This is a genomic window from Nocardia sp. NPDC005366 (assembly GCF_040606855.1).
Lineage (GTDB): Bacteria > Actinomycetota > Actinomycetes > Mycobacteriales > Mycobacteriaceae > Nocardia.
This window is the reverse complement of the sequence record NZ_JBEXFQ010000028.1, coordinates 1-17139: the sequence shown is the minus strand read 5'-3', so window position 1 is coordinate 17139 and position 17139 is coordinate 1. Positions and strand designations below refer to the sequence as shown.

General features: G+C 67.1%; 19 protein-coding genes and 1 tRNA gene. 14 read left to right on the top strand and 6 right to left on the bottom strand.

Going from position 1 to position 17139, the window contains the following annotated elements:
* Positions 1–43 precede the first annotated feature (43 nt).
* Positions 44–694 (top strand): nucleoside triphosphate pyrophosphatase, encoded by a 651-nt coding sequence (locus ABZS43_RS27055; protein ID WP_355038778.1) that lies wholly within the window; start codon positions 44–46, stop codon positions 692–694.
* On the opposite strand, the gene ABZS43_RS27050 is transcribed toward ABZS43_RS27055, so the two are convergent.
* Positions 620–1414: a transcriptional regulator gene (locus ABZS43_RS27050; protein WP_355038777.1), complete on the bottom strand. Its 795-nt coding sequence runs from the start codon at positions 1412–1414 to the stop codon at positions 620–622. The genes ABZS43_RS27055 and ABZS43_RS27050 overlap by 75 nt on opposite strands.
* Positions 1415–1582: 168 nt before the next feature.
* Here ABZS43_RS27050 and ABZS43_RS27045 point away from each other — a divergent pair, with 168 nt between their 5' ends.
* The 3 genes from ABZS43_RS27045 to ABZS43_RS27035 all read left to right on the top strand — a co-directional run bounded on the left by ABZS43_RS27045 (position 1583) and on the right by ABZS43_RS27035 (position 5555).
* Positions 1583–2488, top strand: coding sequence for a sulfurtransferase (locus ABZS43_RS27045; RefSeq protein ID WP_355038776.1), 906 nt, complete (start codon positions 1583–1585; stop codon positions 2486–2488).
* 209 nt (positions 2489–2697) lie between these two features.
* Positions 2698–4497: an acetyl/propionyl/methylcrotonyl-CoA carboxylase subunit alpha gene (locus tag ABZS43_RS27040; protein ID WP_355038775.1), complete on the top strand. Its 1800-nt coding sequence runs from the start codon at positions 2698–2700 to the stop codon at positions 4495–4497.
* Positions 4498–4523: 26 nt separating this feature from the next.
* Positions 4524–5555 (top strand): patatin family protein, encoded by a 1032-nt coding sequence (locus ABZS43_RS27035; RefSeq protein WP_355038774.1) that lies wholly within the window; start codon positions 4524–4526, stop codon positions 5553–5555.
* 41 nt (positions 5556–5596) lie between these two features.
* Here the strand turns inward: ABZS43_RS27035 and ABZS43_RS27030 are convergent, their stop codons facing one another.
* Positions 5597–7438: a protein kinase gene (locus ABZS43_RS27030; RefSeq protein WP_355038773.1), complete on the bottom strand. Its 1842-nt coding sequence runs from the start codon at positions 7436–7438 to the stop codon at positions 5597–5599.
* A gap of 198 nt (positions 7439–7636) precedes the next feature.
* On the opposite strand from ABZS43_RS27030, the gene ABZS43_RS27025 reads away from it, so the two are divergent.
* Both ABZS43_RS27025 and ABZS43_RS27020 read left to right on the top strand, forming a co-directional pair.
* Positions 7637–8017, top strand: a complete 381-nt coding sequence (locus ABZS43_RS27025; protein ID WP_355038772.1) for a DUF1707 domain-containing protein — start codon at positions 7637–7639, stop codon at positions 8015–8017.
* Positions 8017–8355 (top strand): hypothetical protein, encoded by a 339-nt coding sequence (locus ABZS43_RS27020; RefSeq protein ID WP_355038771.1) that lies wholly within the window; start codon positions 8017–8019, stop codon positions 8353–8355. The genes ABZS43_RS27025 and ABZS43_RS27020 overlap by 1 nt, the downstream gene beginning before the upstream one ends.
* 94 nt (positions 8356–8449) lie before the next feature.
* Here the strand turns inward: ABZS43_RS27020 and lat are convergent, their stop codons facing one another.
* Together lat and ABZS43_RS27010 are read right to left on the bottom strand one after the other, a co-directional pair.
* Positions 8450–9799 carry an L-lysine 6-transaminase gene (gene lat, locus ABZS43_RS27015; RefSeq protein ID WP_355038770.1) on the bottom strand — a complete coding sequence of 450 codons (1350 nt, stop codon included), beginning with the start codon at positions 9797–9799 and terminating at the stop codon, positions 8450–8452.
* Between the two features lie 64 nt (positions 9800–9863).
* Positions 9864–10316, bottom strand: coding sequence for an Lrp/AsnC family transcriptional regulator (locus ABZS43_RS27010; RefSeq protein WP_355038769.1), 453 nt, complete (start codon positions 10314–10316; stop codon positions 9864–9866).
* A gap of 98 nt (positions 10317–10414) precedes the next feature.
* On the opposite strand from ABZS43_RS27010, the gene ABZS43_RS27005 reads away from it, so the two are divergent.
* Both ABZS43_RS27005 and ABZS43_RS27000 read left to right on the top strand, forming a co-directional pair.
* Positions 10415–11944, top strand: a complete 1530-nt coding sequence (locus tag ABZS43_RS27005; RefSeq protein WP_355038768.1) for an aldehyde dehydrogenase family protein — start codon at positions 10415–10417, stop codon at positions 11942–11944.
* 61 nt (positions 11945–12005) lie between these two features.
* A tRNA-Met gene (locus ABZS43_RS27000) sits at positions 12006–12079 on the top strand.
* A gap of 66 nt (positions 12080–12145) precedes the next feature.
* Here the strand turns inward: ABZS43_RS27000 and ABZS43_RS26995 are convergent.
* Both ABZS43_RS26995 and ABZS43_RS26990 read right to left on the bottom strand, forming a co-directional pair.
* Positions 12146–13426: a tyrosine-type recombinase/integrase gene (locus ABZS43_RS26995; protein ID WP_355038767.1), complete on the bottom strand. Its 1281-nt coding sequence runs from the start codon at positions 13424–13426 to the stop codon at positions 12146–12148.
* Between the two features lie 158 nt (positions 13427–13584).
* Positions 13585–13986, bottom strand: coding sequence for a helix-turn-helix transcriptional regulator (locus ABZS43_RS26990; protein WP_355038766.1), 402 nt, complete (start codon positions 13984–13986; stop codon positions 13585–13587).
* Positions 13987–14183: 197 nt separating this feature from the next.
* Here ABZS43_RS26990 and ABZS43_RS26985 point away from each other — a divergent pair, with 197 nt between their 5' ends.
* From ABZS43_RS26985 to ABZS43_RS26960, 6 genes are all read left to right on the top strand, one after another.
* Complete coding sequence (locus tag ABZS43_RS26985; RefSeq protein WP_355038765.1) at positions 14184–14411, top strand: hypothetical protein; 228 nt, start codon at positions 14184–14186, stop codon at positions 14409–14411.
* Between the two features lie 176 nt (positions 14412–14587).
* Positions 14588–15529 carry an ATP-binding protein gene (locus ABZS43_RS26980; protein ID WP_355038764.1) on the top strand — a complete coding sequence of 314 codons (942 nt, stop codon included), beginning with the start codon at positions 14588–14590 and terminating at the stop codon, positions 15527–15529.
* 6 nt (positions 15530–15535) lie between these two features.
* Positions 15536–15769, top strand: coding sequence for a hypothetical protein (locus ABZS43_RS26975; RefSeq protein ID WP_355038763.1), 234 nt, complete (start codon positions 15536–15538; stop codon positions 15767–15769).
* A 32-nt stretch (positions 15770–15801) separates the two neighbouring features.
* On the top strand, positions 15802–16170 hold the full coding sequence (locus ABZS43_RS26970; protein ID WP_355038762.1) for a hypothetical protein: 369 nt from the start codon (positions 15802–15804) through the stop codon (positions 16168–16170).
* Complete coding sequence (locus ABZS43_RS26965; RefSeq protein WP_355038761.1) at positions 16170–16418, top strand: hypothetical protein; 249 nt, start codon at positions 16170–16172, stop codon at positions 16416–16418. Before ABZS43_RS26970 ends, ABZS43_RS26965 begins: the two co-directional genes overlap by 1 nt.
* Positions 16399–17139, top strand: a 741-nt coding sequence (locus tag ABZS43_RS26960; RefSeq protein ID WP_355038760.1) for a hypothetical protein, incomplete at its 3' end; no start/stop codon positions are given. The genes ABZS43_RS26965 and ABZS43_RS26960, both read left to right, overlap by 20 nt.

Genomic DNA, 17139 nt, shown 5'->3' with positions numbered 1-17139 from the left:
ACAGGCACGCCGGGAGCGGACTCGGCGCTCGAGGGGCGCGGCCGTGACGCGACTCGTTCTCGCGTCCGCGTCCCCGGCCCGCAGAGAAGTACTTCGCTCGGCGGGTATCGAGCCCGTCGTCATGGTCTCCGACGTGGACGAGGACGCGGTGGCCGCCGCCCTGCCTGCGGGGACGCCGCCGCAGGTGGTCGTCATCGAATTGGCCAGGGCAAAAGCCGAGTCCGTCGCCGCCGGATCCATCACATCGAAGGCCGGCGGTCTCGGCTCCGATTGCGTTGTCGTCGGGTGCGATTCGATGTTGTCGGTCGATGGCGAGCTCCAGGGCAAACCCCACACCCCCGAGGTCGCGCGGGCGCGCTGGGCCGATATGGCAGGCCGCAGCGCCGACCTCATCACGGGCCATTGCGTGCTGCGCGTGCGCGAGGGCAGGATCGTCGGCTCGGCGGTCGACTGCAGTTCCACCACCGTGCATTTCGCCAAGCCGGAGCCGGAGGAACTGAACGCCTATATCGACAGCGGTGAACCGCTGGCCGTCGCGGGCGCGTTCACACTCGACGGCCGCGGCGGCTGGTTCGTCGACCGGATCGAGGGCGATCCGTCGAGTGTCATCGGAATCGGGCTACCACTGCTGCGCCGACTGCTTGGCGATGTCGGTGTCGGCATTGCGCACCTGTGGGCCCATTCGCCCGACTGACGTCGACGTCAACGGCGGCTCTCCCACCGACGCTCGATCCGCCCCCACCGGCACCGCCAGATCGCGATTCTCCGGGTTCCTGCGCGCAGCCACGAGTTCGAGCCGCACCACGCATAGTTCCGGCTCGACGAAGGGATGCAGCCGCGCATTCACCACACCGCGGGCACCGTTGCGATCCAGGACTTCGTCGATGAGGCCGAGATGGACGTTGCAGACCACCTCGGAGTGGGTGCGAGCCAGATCGCGCAGCGGGCACGCCGTCATCTTGACGAGCACCTGCTCATCGCTCTCGCCCGCCGGATCGCGTTCGGGCGCGAAGCCGAGCTCCGAGAGCAGCGTCACGGTGACATCCTTGGCGTCCTCGAGTGATTCCACCGCGTGATCGCCCGCGTCCAGTTTGGCGCCCCAGGTGCGGCCCGCGGTGACGGCGGCTTCGGAGCGGCGGCGCGAATCGGAGCCGAGCTGATCGGCGAGCACCTCCGCCAACTCCTGGTAGCCGACCGATCGCTGAACGGCGCTATAACCGATACGCGGGCGACCGCGACCGCGCGGCGGCTGCTGGAATTGTCTTACCAGTGATTCCTTGGTGAGAACGTCGAGATGAAATCGAACAGTGGTGACATGTTGTCCGGTAATTCGGGCCAGTTCCTGGGCATCGAGAGGTTCGCTGGCGCCACGTAGGATCGCGAGCAGTCGACGTCGCGGCCAAGAATCGGACATAGCTCACCCCTCCTCCCGGGAGATTTTATCGGATGCCGGTGCGATTTATTCGCCCATTCAGCCGATTCGTGATCTGAAACGAGTTTCACTTTCGTCCCACACTTACCATCGCTGTGATATCCGAACCGCCGTAACCACCCGTCTACCTCGCGTGAAGGACCCCATACCGTGCCCGTCGCTCCGGACCAACATCCCGCTTTCGGTTCCTACGCACATCCACACCGATTAGTAACCACAGAGTGGCTGTCGGCAAACATAGGCACGCCGGGACTCAAGATCATCGAGTCGAACGAAGATATCCTTCTCTATGACATAGGCCACGTTCCCGGGGCCGTCAAGATCGACTGGCGGGGCGACTTGAACGACCCGGTCGCCCGTGACTATATCGACGGCGCCCGATTCACCGAACTGATGCGCGCCAAAGGAATCGAGCGCGACGATACCGTGGTCATCTACGGAGATCGGAATAACGCGCAGGCGGCGCACACATTGTGGTTGTTCACGCTGTTCGGTCACCAGGATGTCCGACTACTCGACGGCGGGCGCGAGAAGTGGATCTCCGAGGAACGCGACACCACCTTCGAACCCGCCTATCCGGCCCGCGTCGACTACCCGACGGTGCGCCGTGACGACGCCGTCGCGCGGGCGTTCCGCGACGACGTGCTGGCCCACCTCGGCAAGCCGATGGTCGACGTGCGCGCGCCACAGGAGTACTCGGGCGAGAGCGCGGGCGAACCGGAGGAGGCCGCGCTACGCGGCGGGCATATACCCACGGCCGTCAACATCCCCTGGACCCGCGCGACGACCACGCACGGGCGCTTCCGTCCCCGCGCCGAATTGGACGAGATCTACGGCGCGCTCGCAGGCAGCGACGACATCGTGGTCTACAGCCGCGTCGGCGAGCGATCCAGCCACAGCTGGTTCGTGCTGACGTATCTGCTCGGATACGAGACCGTCCGCAATTACGACGGTTCGTGGGCCGAATGGGGCAATTCGGTGCGACTGCCGATCGCCAAGGGGGATGAACCGGGGCCCGCGCCCGCTACGGCGCCGAGGCGCGCCCGCTCGCGCTAGCTCGACGCCCCGTCTGATCTGGGCGTATCTCACACCGACCGCGATGGTGTGATCCGCGACCTACTGCCGAGTAGGACTATCCGAGTTCGGAGTCTGTTGACAGACTGCCTACACTCGCCCGAGACGTTAATAGTCGACCACGGGAAATGGAGCCTGCGCAGCAACCCACCCCCGCGACGCGACCAAGAAGATTGCAACCAGGAGGCTCAGTGCCCAGCCATGCCAGCGAGCGGATCACAAAGGTACTCGTAGCTAACCGAGGCGAGATCGCCGTGCGCGTGATCCGGGCGGCCAAGGATGCCGGAATCGGCAGTGTCGCGGTCTACGCGGAACCGGACGCCGACGCCCCCTTCGTGAAACTCGCCGACGAGGCGTTCGCCTTGGGCGGTCAGACCTCGGCCGAGTCGTATCTCGTCTTCGACAAGATCCTCGACGCCGCCGCGAAATCCGGTGCCGACGCCATCCACCCCGGCTACGGATTCCTGTCCGAGAACGCCGACTTCGCCCAAGCGGTCATCGACGCCGGGCTCATCTGGATCGGTCCCTCCCCGCAGTCCATTCGCGACCTCGGTGACAAGGTCACCGCGCGTCATATCGCCGAGCGGGCCAAGGCCCCGATGGCCGCGGGCACCAAGGATCCGGTCAAGAACGCGGCGGAAGTGGTGGAGTTCGCCGAGCAGTACGGCGTTCCGGTCGCGATCAAGGCCGCGTTCGGTGGCGGTGGCCGCGGCATGAAGGTCGCCCACACCATCGAGGAGATCCCCGAACTCTTCGAATCGGCCACCCGCGAGGCGGTCGCCGCCTTCGGTCGTGGCGAATGCTTCGTCGAGCAGTACCTGGACAAGGCCCGCCACGTCGAGGCGCAGGTCATCGCGGATCAGCACGGCAACGTCGTGGTCGCGGGCACCCGTGACTGCTCGCTGCAGCGCCGTTTCCAGAAGTTGGTCGAGGAGGCGCCGGCGCCGTTCCTCACCGACGATCAGCGCGCACGTATCCACGCCTCGGCCAAGGCCATCTGCAAGGAGGCCGGCTACTACGGCGCCGGCACCGTGGAGTACCTGGTGCAGGGCGACACCGTCTCGTTCCTCGAGGTCAACACCCGCCTGCAGGTCGAGCATCCGGTCACCGAGGAGACCGCGGGCATCGACCTGGTGCGTCAGCAGTTCCGTATCGCCGAGGGCCACGAACTCTCGATCACCGAGGATCCGACCCCGCGCGGGCATTCTTTCGAATTCCGCATCAACGGTGAGGACGCCGGCCGCGGGTTCCTGCCCGCCCCCGGACCGGTCGCGGTGTACCGCGAGCCGTCGGGCCCCGGTGTGCGCGTCGATTCCGGCGTGGTGCAGGGCAGCGTCATCGGCGGCCAGTTCGACTCGATGCTGGCCAAGCTGATCGTCACCGGCGAGAACCGCACCCAGGCGCTCGAGCGCGCCCGCCGCGCACTGGCCGAGTTCCAGGTCGAGGGCCTGGCCACGGTCATCCCGTTCCACCGGGCGATCGTCGAGGATCCGGCGTTCATCGGTGACGGCGAGACGTTCGACGTCTACACCAAGTGGATCGAAACCGAGTGGGTCAACAACGTCGAGCCCTACACCCCGGCCGGTATCACCGAGGACGAGGACGAGGACCTGCCCCGGCAGAAGGTGGTCGTCGAGGTCAGCGGCCGTCGCGTCGAGGTCTCGCTGCCCGGTAGCTTCTCCGTCGGCGGCGGCGCGGCCGGTAGTAACGGCGCCGGTGTGATCCGCAAGAAGCCCAAGCCGCGAAAGCGCGGCGGCGCGGGTGGCGCGGCGGCCTCCGGTGATTCGGTCACCGCACCGATGCAGGGCACCGTGGTCAAGGTCGCCGTCGAAGAGGGCCAGTCCGTCGAGGCGGGCGATCTCATCGTGGTACTCGAGGCCATGAAGATGGAGAATCCGGTCAACGCCCACAAGGCGGGCGTGGTCACCGGCCTGTCGGTAGAGGCGGGCGCCGCTATCACCCAGGGCACCGTGCTGGCCGAGATCAAGTAGGACCGCCGGATCGTAGGAAAGCGGGCGTGGACAACGGAGTCCACGCCCGCTTTCGCGTCCTGGAGACGCTCGGTGACCGGCGATGTGCCGTCCACCCGGGCCTGTCGTATCGTGATCCGGTGACCAGTTCCTCGATCGGCCCCACCGTGGCAGAGGTGATCCGCGCGCGCCGGGAGTCGGCGAGCCGGGCCGACGGATATCGCCTGGTGCTCGTCATCGAAGGCGGCGGCAGCCGCGGGGTGTACGCGGGCGGCATGGTGCAGGCGCTCGAGGAACTCGGACTCTCGGGTGTCTTCGACGCCGTGTACGGCACGTCCGCCGGTGCGCTGAACGGCGCGTGGTTCCTGTCCGGCCGGGTCGTGCCGGGGATGCGGACGTGGACCGATCCGGTCATCATGCGCACCACCGTCGACCCGGCCCGGGTGCTGCGCGGACGCAGGGCCTTCGATCTGCACTACCTGGTTCACAAGGTCTACGAGGGCATCGAGCCGATGGATTTTCCGGCGATCCTCGGCAATCCCACCACCTTCCACCCCGTCGCCACCGATATCCATACCGGGCTCGCGGTTGACCTGCACCCCCACATCGTCGACCAGCACACCCTGCAGACCGCCCTGCGCGCCTCGGCGGGCCTGCCGATCCTGGCGGGACCTCCCGTCGCCCTCGGCGCATCGCACTACTTCGACGGCGGTCTGGCCGAATCCGTGCCGATCCGGCTCGCGGTCCGCGACGGCGCCACCCACTCGCTGATCCTGCGGACCCGCCGCACCGACGAAAACCGGCCGCGCGCGTCCCGCCTACATCAGGTCGTCGGCGGCGGCTACCTGCGGTGGCGCGCCCCCGGCGCGTACCGGGCTTGGCTGGCCCGCGGTGGTCAGCAGAGCGCCGAGGACCGCTTCACCGCAGGGCTCGCCACCGCTGCCCTCCAGATCCATCCCCCACTCGGCTCTCCCGATATCGACAGCTCCTCCCGCGACACCGATCTGCTCACCGCCGCCCTCGAAATCGGCCGCCAGGCCACGCACGCCGCCCTGGCCGCCACCGTGAACGCCGCCTGAGTGCGGGGCGCGGATAACCCGTCGGCCGTGCCGCCCGACCGCTACCAGAGGTAGACGGAGGTGCCGCCGGACAGGATGAAGTCGTGTAGTTCGAGGTGGTTCGGGGTGGCATCGGCGGGGATGTCGAAAACCAGTTGGGTGGTGGCGGACCCGCCGGGAGCCACTTCGAAGGAGTAGCCCTGGCCGTGGCCGAGGGTCTGCCACGCGGTGGCGGTGGTGTCGTGGTCGATGGCGCGGGATCGGCTGTCGACGAGCTTCTGGCCGAAGGGCAGGAACCACTTGGTCTCGTCGGAGATATTGCGCACGTCGAGGCTGACGATGAGGTAGGTACCGCGCGGCGATTGCAGGCCGACGCGGTCGACCCCGGATTCGACGCCGGTCACCGCGAATTCGAATTTGCCGTCCCGCACCGCCGTTCCGGCGGGCGCGGGTCCCGACGATGATTCGCCGGGTCCGGGACTCTCCTCGGCGACGACAGGTGGGCGGGCCGCCGTCGAACCGTCCGAGCCCGAGGTGCCCGTCGCGATGAGCGCGAAACAACCCGCCGCGAAGGCGAAGGGGGCGAGGAAGATCACGACGAGCGCGCCGATCACTTTGGTCAGCACGCCGCCTCGCCGCCGCTTCGGCGCCCGACGCCGCCTCGGCACCGGACGATGCGGCGGCATCACCTGCGCCGGCCCACGCGACGGCCACCGCACCGTACCCCACTGGCCGCCTACCGGCGGACGCCGCGGGTACCATCGCCGCCCCGGCGGCGGCGCCGGCGGACGGACATACGGGTTCGGCTGGTATACCGCCGGTACCGGCGGATAGTCGCCGGCGGCAACATCGAGGCGAGTCTCGACCCGGGTCGGCGTCGGACCCGGCTCCGGCATGACCGCAGTCGGAGTCGGCATCCGCGCCGCGGGAGCCGGATACGGCTGCGCCGATCCGGGATTCGGCTTTCGGGTCTCGACCCGCGTCGGCGTCGGTGCTTCGACGCGGGTCGGCGCCGGCCCGTCGGGGAGGCGCTCGGTCGGTGCGGGCTGCGACCCGGCGGGGATCGAAGAGGGCTGGGGCGGAAAGTCTTCCGGGGGCATGCCGGTGGCGGCCCGTGCGGCGCCGGCGAATTCGCCCGCGGTCGGGTATCGCTCTGCGGGTTCCTTCGCCATGCCACGGGCGATGACGTGATCGAGCGCTCGGGGGATCGCCGGATTCAGGGTCGCGGCGGGGGGCGGGTCGATCAGCAGGTGCCCGCGCATCTGCTGGGCCGGGTCGGTGTTGCCGTAGGGGCGTCGACCGGTGAGGCATTCGTACAGCACGCAGGCCAGCGAATAGACGTCGGTGCGCGCGTCGGATCTGCCGCTGAAACGTTCGGGAGCCATATAGGCCCAGGTGCCGATGGCGAGACCGGTCGCGGTGACAGCCGTCTGCCCCGCCCGGTGGGCGATGCCGAAATCGATCAGATAGGTGAATCCGTCCGGCCGCACGAGAATGTTGGCGGGCTTCACGTCACGATGAACGAGGCCTGCCCGGTGCGCGGTATCCAGCGCCGCGGCGACCTGGCCGAGGATATCGACGGCGACCCGCACGGCCATCGGCCCTTCGGCGGCCAGCCGGGCCGCGAGGTCGGTGCCTTCGACGAATTCCATGTCGATGTACAGCCGCCCGTCGATCTCGCCGTGCCGGTGGATCGTCACCAGATGCGGATCACGCAGGGCCGCCGCGAGTTCGGCCTCCCGCTCGAATCGGATGCGGTAGCTCGCGTCCGCCGCCAGTTCCTGGGGTAGCAGTTTCAGCGCCACCCGGCGGCCGTCGGGGTCGCGCGCGAGCCAGATCTGCCCCATCCCGCCCTTGCCGAGCAGCCGTTCCAGTCGGTATCGACCGAACCGAGCCTCGCCCATCGCGAACCTCCCCGTCACCATCGACGTGCGCCGCCGGAGCCGGTCCCGCCTCTCGAATGACCAGATGCCGCACTACCCGGCCTCACTGGGAGCCTAGCGCCGCCCCGGCTCGGCGAACAGCACGAACCGTGTGACCTGCCCGACGTCGTCGCGCCGGCGGTGACGCGACCCGTCGCGCGCCCGCGCTAGCCTTGACTGGTGGCAGAACTACCGGAGGTCCGGATCGGCACCGCCGAACGCGAACACGCGATGCGGCGGCTGTCGGATAATTTCGCGGCCGGGCGGCTCAGTGTCGCGGAGTTCGATGAGCGCAGCGCGATCGTCGCGGCGGCGGTGACGCGCGGCGATGTGGCACAGGTCTTCTCCGATCTGCCGCCGGAGCCGTTATCCGCCGCCGACGCGCCCGCCGAGCGTGAGCGCCGATTTCTGTCGCAATGGCCGGAGCGGATCATGGCGGTGATTCCGATCGTCGCGCTGATCCTGTTCTTCACCACCGGCAGTTGGCTGTGGTTTCTCGCCATCCCGCTGTCGGCCGCGCTGCTGTTCGGCGGCAGGCACGATCGTCGCGAAGATCGCTGATGGAGCCCATCGAGATCAACGCCGGCAGCTGGTATCTGCGTGCCATGCGCGCCGACGAGCGCATCGATGATCGCCCGGCGCTCGCCGAGGGCGGCGTCACCGATCCCGAGTACATCGCCAGACGAACCGCCCAGTGGGATAACGAAACCCACTTCTCCTGGGCGGTGTGCGAGCCGACGACGGCCGAGATGGTCGCCGAAATCGGCGTCACCCCGGCCGAGGACGGCTCGGCGCGGATCACCGGGTGGGCGCGCGCGGGTTACGAGCCCGCCCTCCAGGACGGCCTGGGTACGGTGCGACGTTTCGTCGCGGGCGCTCTCGGCCTACGACCCGCCTGAGTCGGTAACGGGACAACCGAGGATTCGCCGCCGCCGGGGTCTCGCCCGTCCGAGGCACAGGGCCGCCGCGCACGATCGGCGAGGACGCACCGGATCAGTCGACCGACTCGAGCACCCGTTCCAGCGCGTCGACGGCGGTATCCAATTCCTCGACGGTGACGGTGAGCGGCGGACGGAAGCGGATACCCCTTTCGCCGGTTCCGAGGAGCATGACGTGCTCGCGTTCCCGCAGCGCGGTCACCAGATCATCGCGCAGTCGCGCCGAGGGCAGGGTGATCGCGCACATGAGTCCGCGGCCACGCGGTTCGGTGACGCGCGGATGCGCCCGTGCCAGGTCCTCGAGACGCCGCAGTAGGTGCGCACCGAGCGCCGGGACGCCTTCGACGACTCGGTCGCGTTCCATCACCTCGAGGATGCGCCGGGTGCGCACCATATCGGTGAGGTTGCCGCCCCAGGTCGAGTTGAGGCGGGAGCCGACCGCGAACACATTGTCGGGCACCTCGTCGACGCGCCCGCCCGCCATCACTCCGCACACCTGGGTCTTCTTGCCGAATGCCACCACGTCGGGTTCCAGGCCCAGTTGCTGATAGGCCCAGGTGGTTCCCGTCATGCCGACCCCGGTCTGCACCTCGTCGATGATGAACAGGGCGTCGTTGTCGTGGCACAGCCGCTGCGCGGCCTGCAGGAATTCCGGTCGCATATGCCGGTCGCCACCCTCGCCCTGGATCGGCTCGGCGATGAAACATGCTATGTCGTGCCGGTTTTCGGCGAATGCGCGGCGCAGTTGGTCGAGCGCGCCCGCCTCGTCGGCCTCGATATCGCGTCCGGCGGCGCGGTACGGGGTGTCGATGCGCGGCCAGTCGAACTTCGGGAAGCGCGCGGTTTTGACGGGATCGGTATTGGTCAGCGACATCGTGTAGCCCGAGCGGCCGTGGAACGCGCCGGTCAGATGAGCCACCTTGGCGCCGAGTTCGGCAGGCCTGCCGTGGGATTCGTTATGCCTGCTCTTCCAGTCGAAGGCGATCTTGAGCGCGTTCTCCACCGCGAGGGCGCCGCCGTCGATGAAGAACAGATGCGGTAGCCGCTGATCGCCGAGGACGCGCGCGAAGGTGTCGACGAAGCGGGCCATCTCGACGGTGTAGATATCGGAGTTGCTCGGCTTGTTCAGCGCCGCGGTCGTCAGCGCTTCACGGAATTCGGCGTCGTCGGCGAGCGCCGGATGGTTCATGCCCAGCGTGTTCGACGCGAAGAAGCCGAACATGTCCAGGTAGATGCTGCCGTCACGTTCGTCGACGAGTCGGCAGCCTCGGGACTTCCGTAGGTCGAGCACCAGGTCGAACCCGTCGGCGAGGATATGCGCCGACAGGATCTCGTGTACGCGGTTGGCGGGGGTGACCGGTGCCGTATCACCGCCCCTTCGGGTGCGTTCCAGTTCGATGGTCACACCGGTAGGGTACGTAAAAATTTACGCTTTCTCTACATGAGGGCGGATAATTTAGCGTCAGCGGCTAGCTATCGTAGAATGTCTGCAGAATGATGGTACTTCGAGTCCTGACGTTGGCGGTCGCCCTGATCTCCTGTAGCAACTGTTCGAGGTGCCGCGGCGAAGCCACCCGTACCAGCAACACGTAACTCTCGTCGCCCGCTACCGAGTGGCATGCCTCGATTCCGGGGATGTGTTGCAGCACGGCGGGGGCGTCGTCGGGTTGCGAGGGGTCGAGAGGAGTGATCGCGACGAATGCCGACAGCAGCTGTCCGAGCGCCTCGGGGTCGACATGCGCGGTGTAGCCGCGAATCACGCCACGCGCCTCCAGCCTGCGCACCCGCGATTGCACCGCGGAGACCGATAGGCTCGCCTTTTCGGCCAGGTTCGACAGGGTGGCGCGACCATCGGCCATCAGTTCACGAATCAGCAGTCGATCTATGTCATCGAGTACGGGTCTTGCCGGTGTATCCGCCATCAGCGAAGGCTAACCCAGCGAACGCTACTCGTGGCGGAAACGTCGACTCGTTCACATCCGGCAACACGACAGCACCCAAAGGCGTAGCGGAGCAAGCAATGACAGATACTCTCAGCGATCAGCTCACCCTCGAACTCGCCCAGCGGGCAGCCGCGTTGTTGCGCGGTCTCGGGGCCGAGATTCCTGACCCCGGCGACCTACCGGTCCGCACCCCCATCACCGGGGGGCGTCTGCTGACGCTGCGGACCGACACCCTGGCCGAGGCCGAGGCCGCGATCACCCGCGCCGACGCGGCCTTTCGCGCCTGGCGCACCGTTCCCGCCCCCGGACGGGCGGCGGTGGTGCGCAGGCTGGCCGAATTGCTGACCACACACCGGACCGAACTGGGCGAACTGGTCACCCTGGAGGCGGGCAAAATCGGCGCGGAGGCCGTCGGCGAGGTCCAGGAGATGATCGATATCTGCGAGTTCGCCATCGGGTTGTCGCGCCAGCTCTACGGCCACACCATGCCGTCGGAGCGGCCGGGACATCGCCTGATGGAGACCTGGCACCCGCTCGGTGTGGTCGGCGTGATCTCGGCATTCAATTTCCCCGTCGCGGTATGGGCGTGGAATACCGCGCTCGCACTGGTCTGCGGCGACACGGTGGTGTGGAAACCTTCGGAGACCACGCCGCTCACCGCGCTCGCCTGTCACACGCTGGTGCGTCGCGCCGCCGTGGATGTCGGCGTCGATCCCGAAGTGCACCAACTGATTCAGGGCGGTTCGGAGATCGGCGCGCGGCTGGTCGACGACGAGCGGGTCGCCCTGGTAAGCGCGACGGGTTCGGTGCGTATGGGCCGGATCGTCGCGCCGCGGGTGGCGCGGCGTTTCGGGCGGTGCCTACTGGAACTCGGCGGTAACAACGCCGCCGTCGTCACGCCGTCCGCCGATCTCGAATTGGCCGCCCGCGCCATTGTTTTCGCGGCGGCGGGCACCGCGGGCCAGCGGTGCACCACATTGCGCAGACTGATCGTGCACGCCGATGTCGCCGGGCCGCTGCTGGATCTGATCGAACGGGCGTATCTTCAGCTGCCCGTGGGCAATCCGCTCGACGAGGGGGTGTTGGTCGGACCGCTGATCAACGCGGCGGCCCACGAGAGTATGCGCGGCGCGTTGGAGCGCGCGCTCGATGACGGCGGCGAATTGCTCTGCGGCGGCGAGCGCGTCGAGATCCACGGCGACGACGCGTACTATGTCCGGCCCGCGATCGTGCGGATGCCCGCGCAGACCGCCGTGGTACGCGAGGAGACCTTCGCCCCCATCCTCTACGTGCTCGCCTATCACGATTTCGATCAAGCCATCGCACTGCACAACGCGGTGCCACAGGGGCTTTCGTCCTCGGTTTTCACGACCGACCAGCGGGAGGCCGAAAGGTTCCTGGCCGCCGACGGTTCCGACTGCGGCATCGCCAACGTCAATATCGGCACCTCGGGCGCGGAGATCGGCGGCGCCTTCGGCGGCGAGAAACAGACCGGCGGTGGTCGCGAATCCGGTTCGGACTCGTGGAAGGCCTACATGCGCCGCGCCACCAATACCGTCAACTACTCCACCGAACTTCCGCTCGCACAGGGCATACAGTTCGGCTGACCGTCCGTGACCTGGCGATTAGGCCACCGGACCGTCCGCGTGTAGGGTTTGAGATACCCAACGCGGGGTGGAGCAGCTCGGTAGCTCGCTGGGCTCATAACCCAGAGGTCGCAGGTTCAAATCCTGTCCCCGCTACAACAGGTCCAGGCCAGAGAGATTTCGGTCTCTCTGGCCTGGACCATTTTTCGGGTTCGGGGTCTTTTATTCGCCCCTATTGTCGGGGAACACGGCATTCTGGATGGTTTGCGCCATGCGTTTGCTGGGTCTGCCTCGGGTGGCGTAGGTGTTCAGGGTTTCGCTGGGGTTGGCGTGGCCGACCTGGTCGGCGACCATGACCGCGGACAGGCCCGCGTCCAAGCCGAGGTCGACCATGAGCTTGCGGAACGAGTGCGCGGTGATCGAGTCGGGGATGCCCAGGGCCAGGCGCACGCGCCGCCATTGGTCGTTGAAGTTGGTCGGGTCACGCAGGGTGCCGGTGCTGGACTGGAACAGCGGTGTGGTGCCGTCTTTCATCGGTTTCAGGGTCGGGATGCGTCGTTGGAGCATCACCATGCAGAACTCGGGTAGCTGGATCTCGTAGTAGCGGTTCTTCGCGTTGCCGGGAGTCTCGTCGACAGTTTGGCGGATCAGTCCTGTGCCGGGTACGCGGATCACGTGGGCGCGGACGGGGATGATCCCGGTGTCGGGGTCGTAGTCCTCGAGCAGGAACGCCAGCAGCTGTGAGATGCGGGCTCCGGTAGCCGAGAACATGGTGATCGGGTCGGCGAGGTCGGCGCGGTCGCAGAACTGCGCCACGGTCGGTATCCGATACTTGGGGTCGGGTGGGACGAGTACGCCGTTCTTGGTGACCGGCAGGGGCAGGCACGGGGTGTCGCTGTGCCGGAGGTCGACCAGCAGCGTTCGGAGTTCGGGCAACGTGAGCGCGGTCGACCCGTTGGCGGGCTTCTGTTCGATGGGTTCGGTCTCGCGCACCGGGTTGTGTTTCCAGACATCGAATCTGACACCCAAGCCGCACATCCCGGACAGGACCGTGCGGGCGCCCTTGGCGTCGGCTCCGCTGTGTTTGGTGTATTCCTGGAGGAATCGCTCCAGCCGTTGGGTCGAGAGTTCACGCAGCCGTACGCTGCCGAGCGCTTTGACGATGGCTGCGGCGACGCGGTCGTAGCGCAGGATCGTGTTGGTGGCGCGTTTCTTGACCTCGATCAGGTATCTGCGATATTCGGTCCACAACTGCGCAACGGTTGTCTCACCGTTGATTTCCCCGGCACCGGCGTAGGTCCGTTCCCGCAGGTGTTCCAGGAGTCGGCGTTCGGCGGCTGCGCCAGTCCGGTCGGTGGTGCCCGCGGGTGAGGCGCGTTTGGCCTTGCGGGTGATCCCGTCGTGGTCGCGGACTTTACATTTCGCTTCCCAGTGGTTGAGCCGCAGCTGTGAGCGTGTGATCTTTCCCCAGGTGCCCAGGGGCATCGGTGGTCGACCGGCCATCAGCGGGCCCCCGTAGTCGGGGCATGGGTGTACGCCATCGTTTTCGTCTCCCGTAGTTGTGCGTCACCGTGGGCTAAGACGGTGTGTATTCACATCAATTCTACGGGGCGCGAACACAATTGAATTCCACACCTACTCTGTGCGGAATTTCGATGCGGCTATTTCTTGTCCGGTGTATCGGAGACGACCATGATGCCGGTGGTCTGAATCCGCAAGGGAGGGCGCGGGTGTCGGTTGGTCGCGGCGAGGGCGCGGATGAGTTCGTTGACGAGTCGGCGTTGTTCGCGGCCGAGGATGCCCGCTTCCGGGGCGGGGACGAACGGTTCGACCATCTCGAGGTAGAGGCCCGCCCAGTGGGCGACGTCGCGGGTGTCGAGTTCGAGTGTGTCGGCGACGGCGCGGATGGTCTCGAGGGAGGTCTGGTGGTCGGGGTCGTCGATGAGTCGGGCGACGGTGGTGGCGTGGATTCCGGCGGCGGCGGCGAGTTCGTTTCGGCTGGTAAGGCCGACCGCGGCCATCGCCGAGGCCCAGGGTTCGGGGACAGCGCGCTTGCGTGGCATGTTCCACACACTAGGGCATCAGTAGACACTCGCATAAGAGATGATGCGGAACTATTCACATCGGTTCGGAAGCGAGTGGCCGAATCCCTTGCTGTACAGGCGAATACCCATTGCAGAATCTACCGACCCGATAGACACACTGCTGCTGTGGTGGTAGGTTCCTGGGAGGGGAGTATCCAGGAGGGAGGGTGAGACCGATGGCCTATCGAGCAAGGCTGAGATCACCGACCGCTCTGCGAGAAGCGATGTCGGCCGAACGGATTCCGGTGCGCGTGCTGGCACGGCGCGCGGGATGCGGGAAGTCCATCGTCGGTCTGCTGCGCTCGGGCGCACGAACCACTTGCACTCCCGCGACTGCCGCGAAACTGGCTGCGGGCCTGGATATCCCCGCCGAAACCTTGTTCAGGATCGAGGGTGAGGAGTAGCGGCAGGCACGCCACAGATTTGTCTACGGGAGAAATTTAGTTGACCCGGCGGGCTTAGCCCCCCGCCGGGTCGGCACACATCTACGGGAGTAGAACATGCAACCCAAGTCTAACCCGGCCACCACTTCATTTGTGGCCGGGTCCGCCCAACATCACCGAATCGGCTGGTGGTGGTGATGGTGATCGAATTCAAACCCGCGGTACGCCGCAAAAGCCCCGCCCGCCTCGCCCTGGCCGGTCCGTCCGGTTCCGGCAAGACCTACACCGCGCTGAGCTTGGCGTGGGAATGGGCGCAACGCGACGGCGGCGGGATCGGGATGGTCGACACCGAGCGTGGTAGCGCCAGCAAGTACCAGGGCACCAACGGCTGGCAGTGGCAGACCCTCGAACCCGACCGGTTCTCCCCGACCAGCCTGGTCGAAATCCTGGGAGCCGCTGCCGGACAAGGGTTCTCGGTGTTCATCATCGACACCTGGTCGCATTATTGGATGGGCCAGGACGGCATGCTCGAACAGGTCGACCGCCGCAAAGCCGGGAACAACAGCTTCTCGGGGTGGAAGGAAGTCAACCCCGACGAGCGGCGCATGATCGACGCGATGCTCACCTTCCCCGGGCACCTGATCGTCACCCTGCGCACCAAGACCGAATACCTCGTCGTCGACGACGACAAAGGCCGATCGGTCCCGCGCAAGGTCGGCACCAAACCGATACAGCGCGACGGCCTGGAGTACGAGTTCGACATCGTCGCCGACCTGGACCTGAGCAACAACCTGCACATCTCCAAAACGCGCCTGCCGTTCCTGAACGGGCAGGTCATCCAAACACCGGGCGCGGAGCTGGCGACCCAGATCGCGGATTGGCTCGAGGGCGGTGAAGAAGTCCCGACCGTGTCGGAGTTCCGCCAACGTGTCCTCGACGTCGAGTCCTTGGACGACCTGCGGGAGCTGTATCGCGAGATCGCCTCCTACCGACTGCTCGGCGCACCGACCGTGGACCACGAGGGCACACCGACGACGCTGCGTGAGCTGGTGGTGGCGATCAAGGAAGCCCTCGAGGCCGTGGACGCCAAACTCGCCGCTGCACGCGGCGCACAGGATCACGACGGGGAGAGGGGGTGAAACAGAATGGCGAGACGATGTGACGTTGCGGGCTGTGGGCACGGGCTGCTCAACACCGACGAGATCGCGGATCGGCTGCGGGTGAGTCGGCAACTGCTGTTGCAGTGGCGAACCCAGCCCAAACCCCACCGGCTGGCGAACAAAGGGTTCCGGCTCAACGGCGAGTCGGGACCGCTGCGGTGGCTCGAATGCGACTGGCACGCCTACCTCGAGGCTATCGACGCACAGAGGTCGGCGTGAGTCGGGTGCGCGGGCGTTCTGGGCCTCACGCCATGAGCATCGAAGCCCAGGACGCCCGCCGCATCTTCATCGAGGAATACCGGTTCCTGCGCGAAGGCCAGATGTCACACGAGTCGATCGCACGCAAGTTCGGCATCAGCGTCGCGACGTTGCAGACCCGCGTGATGCGCTACGGCTGCATGGTGTTGACCGCGGTCGAGCAACGCGCCTCCGACCACCTCGACGCGCTGATCCAACGCGGTGAGCCGTTCACCCTCGACGAACTCGGCGGTGTCGAGGACACGGTGGTGTTCTGGCTGATCGGTACAGCGCTCAAACGCGGCCGTGTCCGCTCCTCACAGACCGAGGCCGGGCGCAAGCACCGCGCCTCGGTCTACACACCGGTCGGAGGCGACCGCTGATGAGCGCATCCGAGACCGCCCCCGCGCACCCCGCCGTGGCGGTGCCGGTGACTCGGCCCGATGACCCGTTCGGCGACGGCCAGTCCTGGTACGCCGTCGACCAGACCCGCGATGACACAGGCCAGCTCACGCGGGTGCTCTACGAGTGCCGATACCTGATCGAAAGCGGCAAGTCGGCGGCGTGGGTGACCGAACGGCGTTGGCACGATGGCGAATCCGAGTCGCGTGATGTCGAACAGGTCGCCTGACCCAAAGGTCAGCGACGCGCACGGCAGGTCGGACACCGAGACGGTGTCCGGCCCCCGTGCGTCGGCTGACCGGCGCAAGGACCCGCGCGGTTACATCACCCTGAGCGTCGATTTCCTGGAGAACCATCGCACCGGGCCGCTGTCGCCGGTGACCAAGCTGACGCTGATCGAGTTGTGGATCTACTGCCACCGCAACCGCACCAACGGCACGATCCCCGCCGCCCAGGCCCACCGTCTGGTGCACAAACGTGTGCGCGAGGTGCTCACCGCGGCCGGGTGCTGGCATCAGCGCGCCTGCACACCGTCCGCGCCGTGTGCCTTGGGGGCGTGCAGCGCGAGCGCCTCGTGCGGGCGTCAGGTGTACGCGCTGCACGACTACGACAAGCACCAGCTCCGCTACACCGCGACCGGCGATGCCGCACTCGATGATCCGTTACGGGATCGGCGTCCCTACATCAAGCTCGCCGTGGACTTCCTCGACAACCACCGCACCGGCCCGCTGTCACCGGTGGCGAAACTGGCGTTGCTCGACTTGTGGATCTACTGCCACACCAACCGCACCAACGGCGTCGTACCGCTCTCGGCGTTCCGCAGGATCGCAACCCCGCGCATCCGCGCGATGCTCATCAAGGCTGGATCGTGCCACCACGACGCCGACGTGGTGCCACCGTCACGCCACCATGACGCCGACACGGTGCCGACATCACGTCGTCACGAGGAC

What these genes read in the sequence shown, in the direction of transcription:
- ABZS43_RS27050 (WP_355038777.1), bottom strand. Translation starts at nt 1,414, where the DNA reads ATGTCCGATTCTTGGCCGCGACGTCGACTGCTCGCGATCCTACGTGGC.
- ABZS43_RS27030 (WP_355038773.1), bottom strand. Translation starts at nt 7,438, where the DNA reads ATGGGCGAGGCTCGGTTCGGTCGATACCGACTGGAACGGCTGCTCGGC.
- ABZS43_RS27020 (WP_355038771.1), top strand. Translation starts at nt 8,017, where the DNA reads ATGGAGCCCATCGAGATCAACGCCGGCAGCTGGTATCTGCGTGCCATG.
- ABZS43_RS27010 (WP_355038769.1), bottom strand. Translation starts at nt 10,316, where the DNA reads ATGGCGGATACACCGGCAAGACCCGTACTCGATGACATAGATCGACTG.
- ABZS43_RS27005 (WP_355038768.1), top strand. Translation starts at nt 10,415, where the DNA reads ATGACAGATACTCTCAGCGATCAGCTCACCCTCGAACTCGCCCAGCGG.
- ABZS43_RS26995 (WP_355038767.1), bottom strand. Translation starts at nt 13,426, where the DNA reads ATGGCCGGTCGACCACCGATGCCCCTGGGCACCTGGGGAAAGATCACA.
- ABZS43_RS26990 (WP_355038766.1), bottom strand. Translation starts at nt 13,986, where the DNA reads ATGCCACGCAAGCGCGCTGTCCCCGAACCCTGGGCCTCGGCGATGGCC.
- ABZS43_RS26985 (WP_355038765.1), top strand. Translation starts at nt 14,184, where the DNA reads ATGGCCTATCGAGCAAGGCTGAGATCACCGACCGCTCTGCGAGAAGCG.
- ABZS43_RS26980 (WP_355038764.1), top strand. Translation starts at nt 14,588, where the DNA reads ATGGTGATCGAATTCAAACCCGCGGTACGCCGCAAAAGCCCCGCCCGC.
- ABZS43_RS26975 (WP_355038763.1), top strand. Translation starts at nt 15,536, where the DNA reads ATGGCGAGACGATGTGACGTTGCGGGCTGTGGGCACGGGCTGCTCAAC.
- ABZS43_RS26970 (WP_355038762.1), top strand. Translation starts at nt 15,802, where the DNA reads ATGAGCATCGAAGCCCAGGACGCCCGCCGCATCTTCATCGAGGAATAC.
- ABZS43_RS26965 (WP_355038761.1), top strand. Translation starts at nt 16,170, where the DNA reads ATGAGCGCATCCGAGACCGCCCCCGCGCACCCCGCCGTGGCGGTGCCG.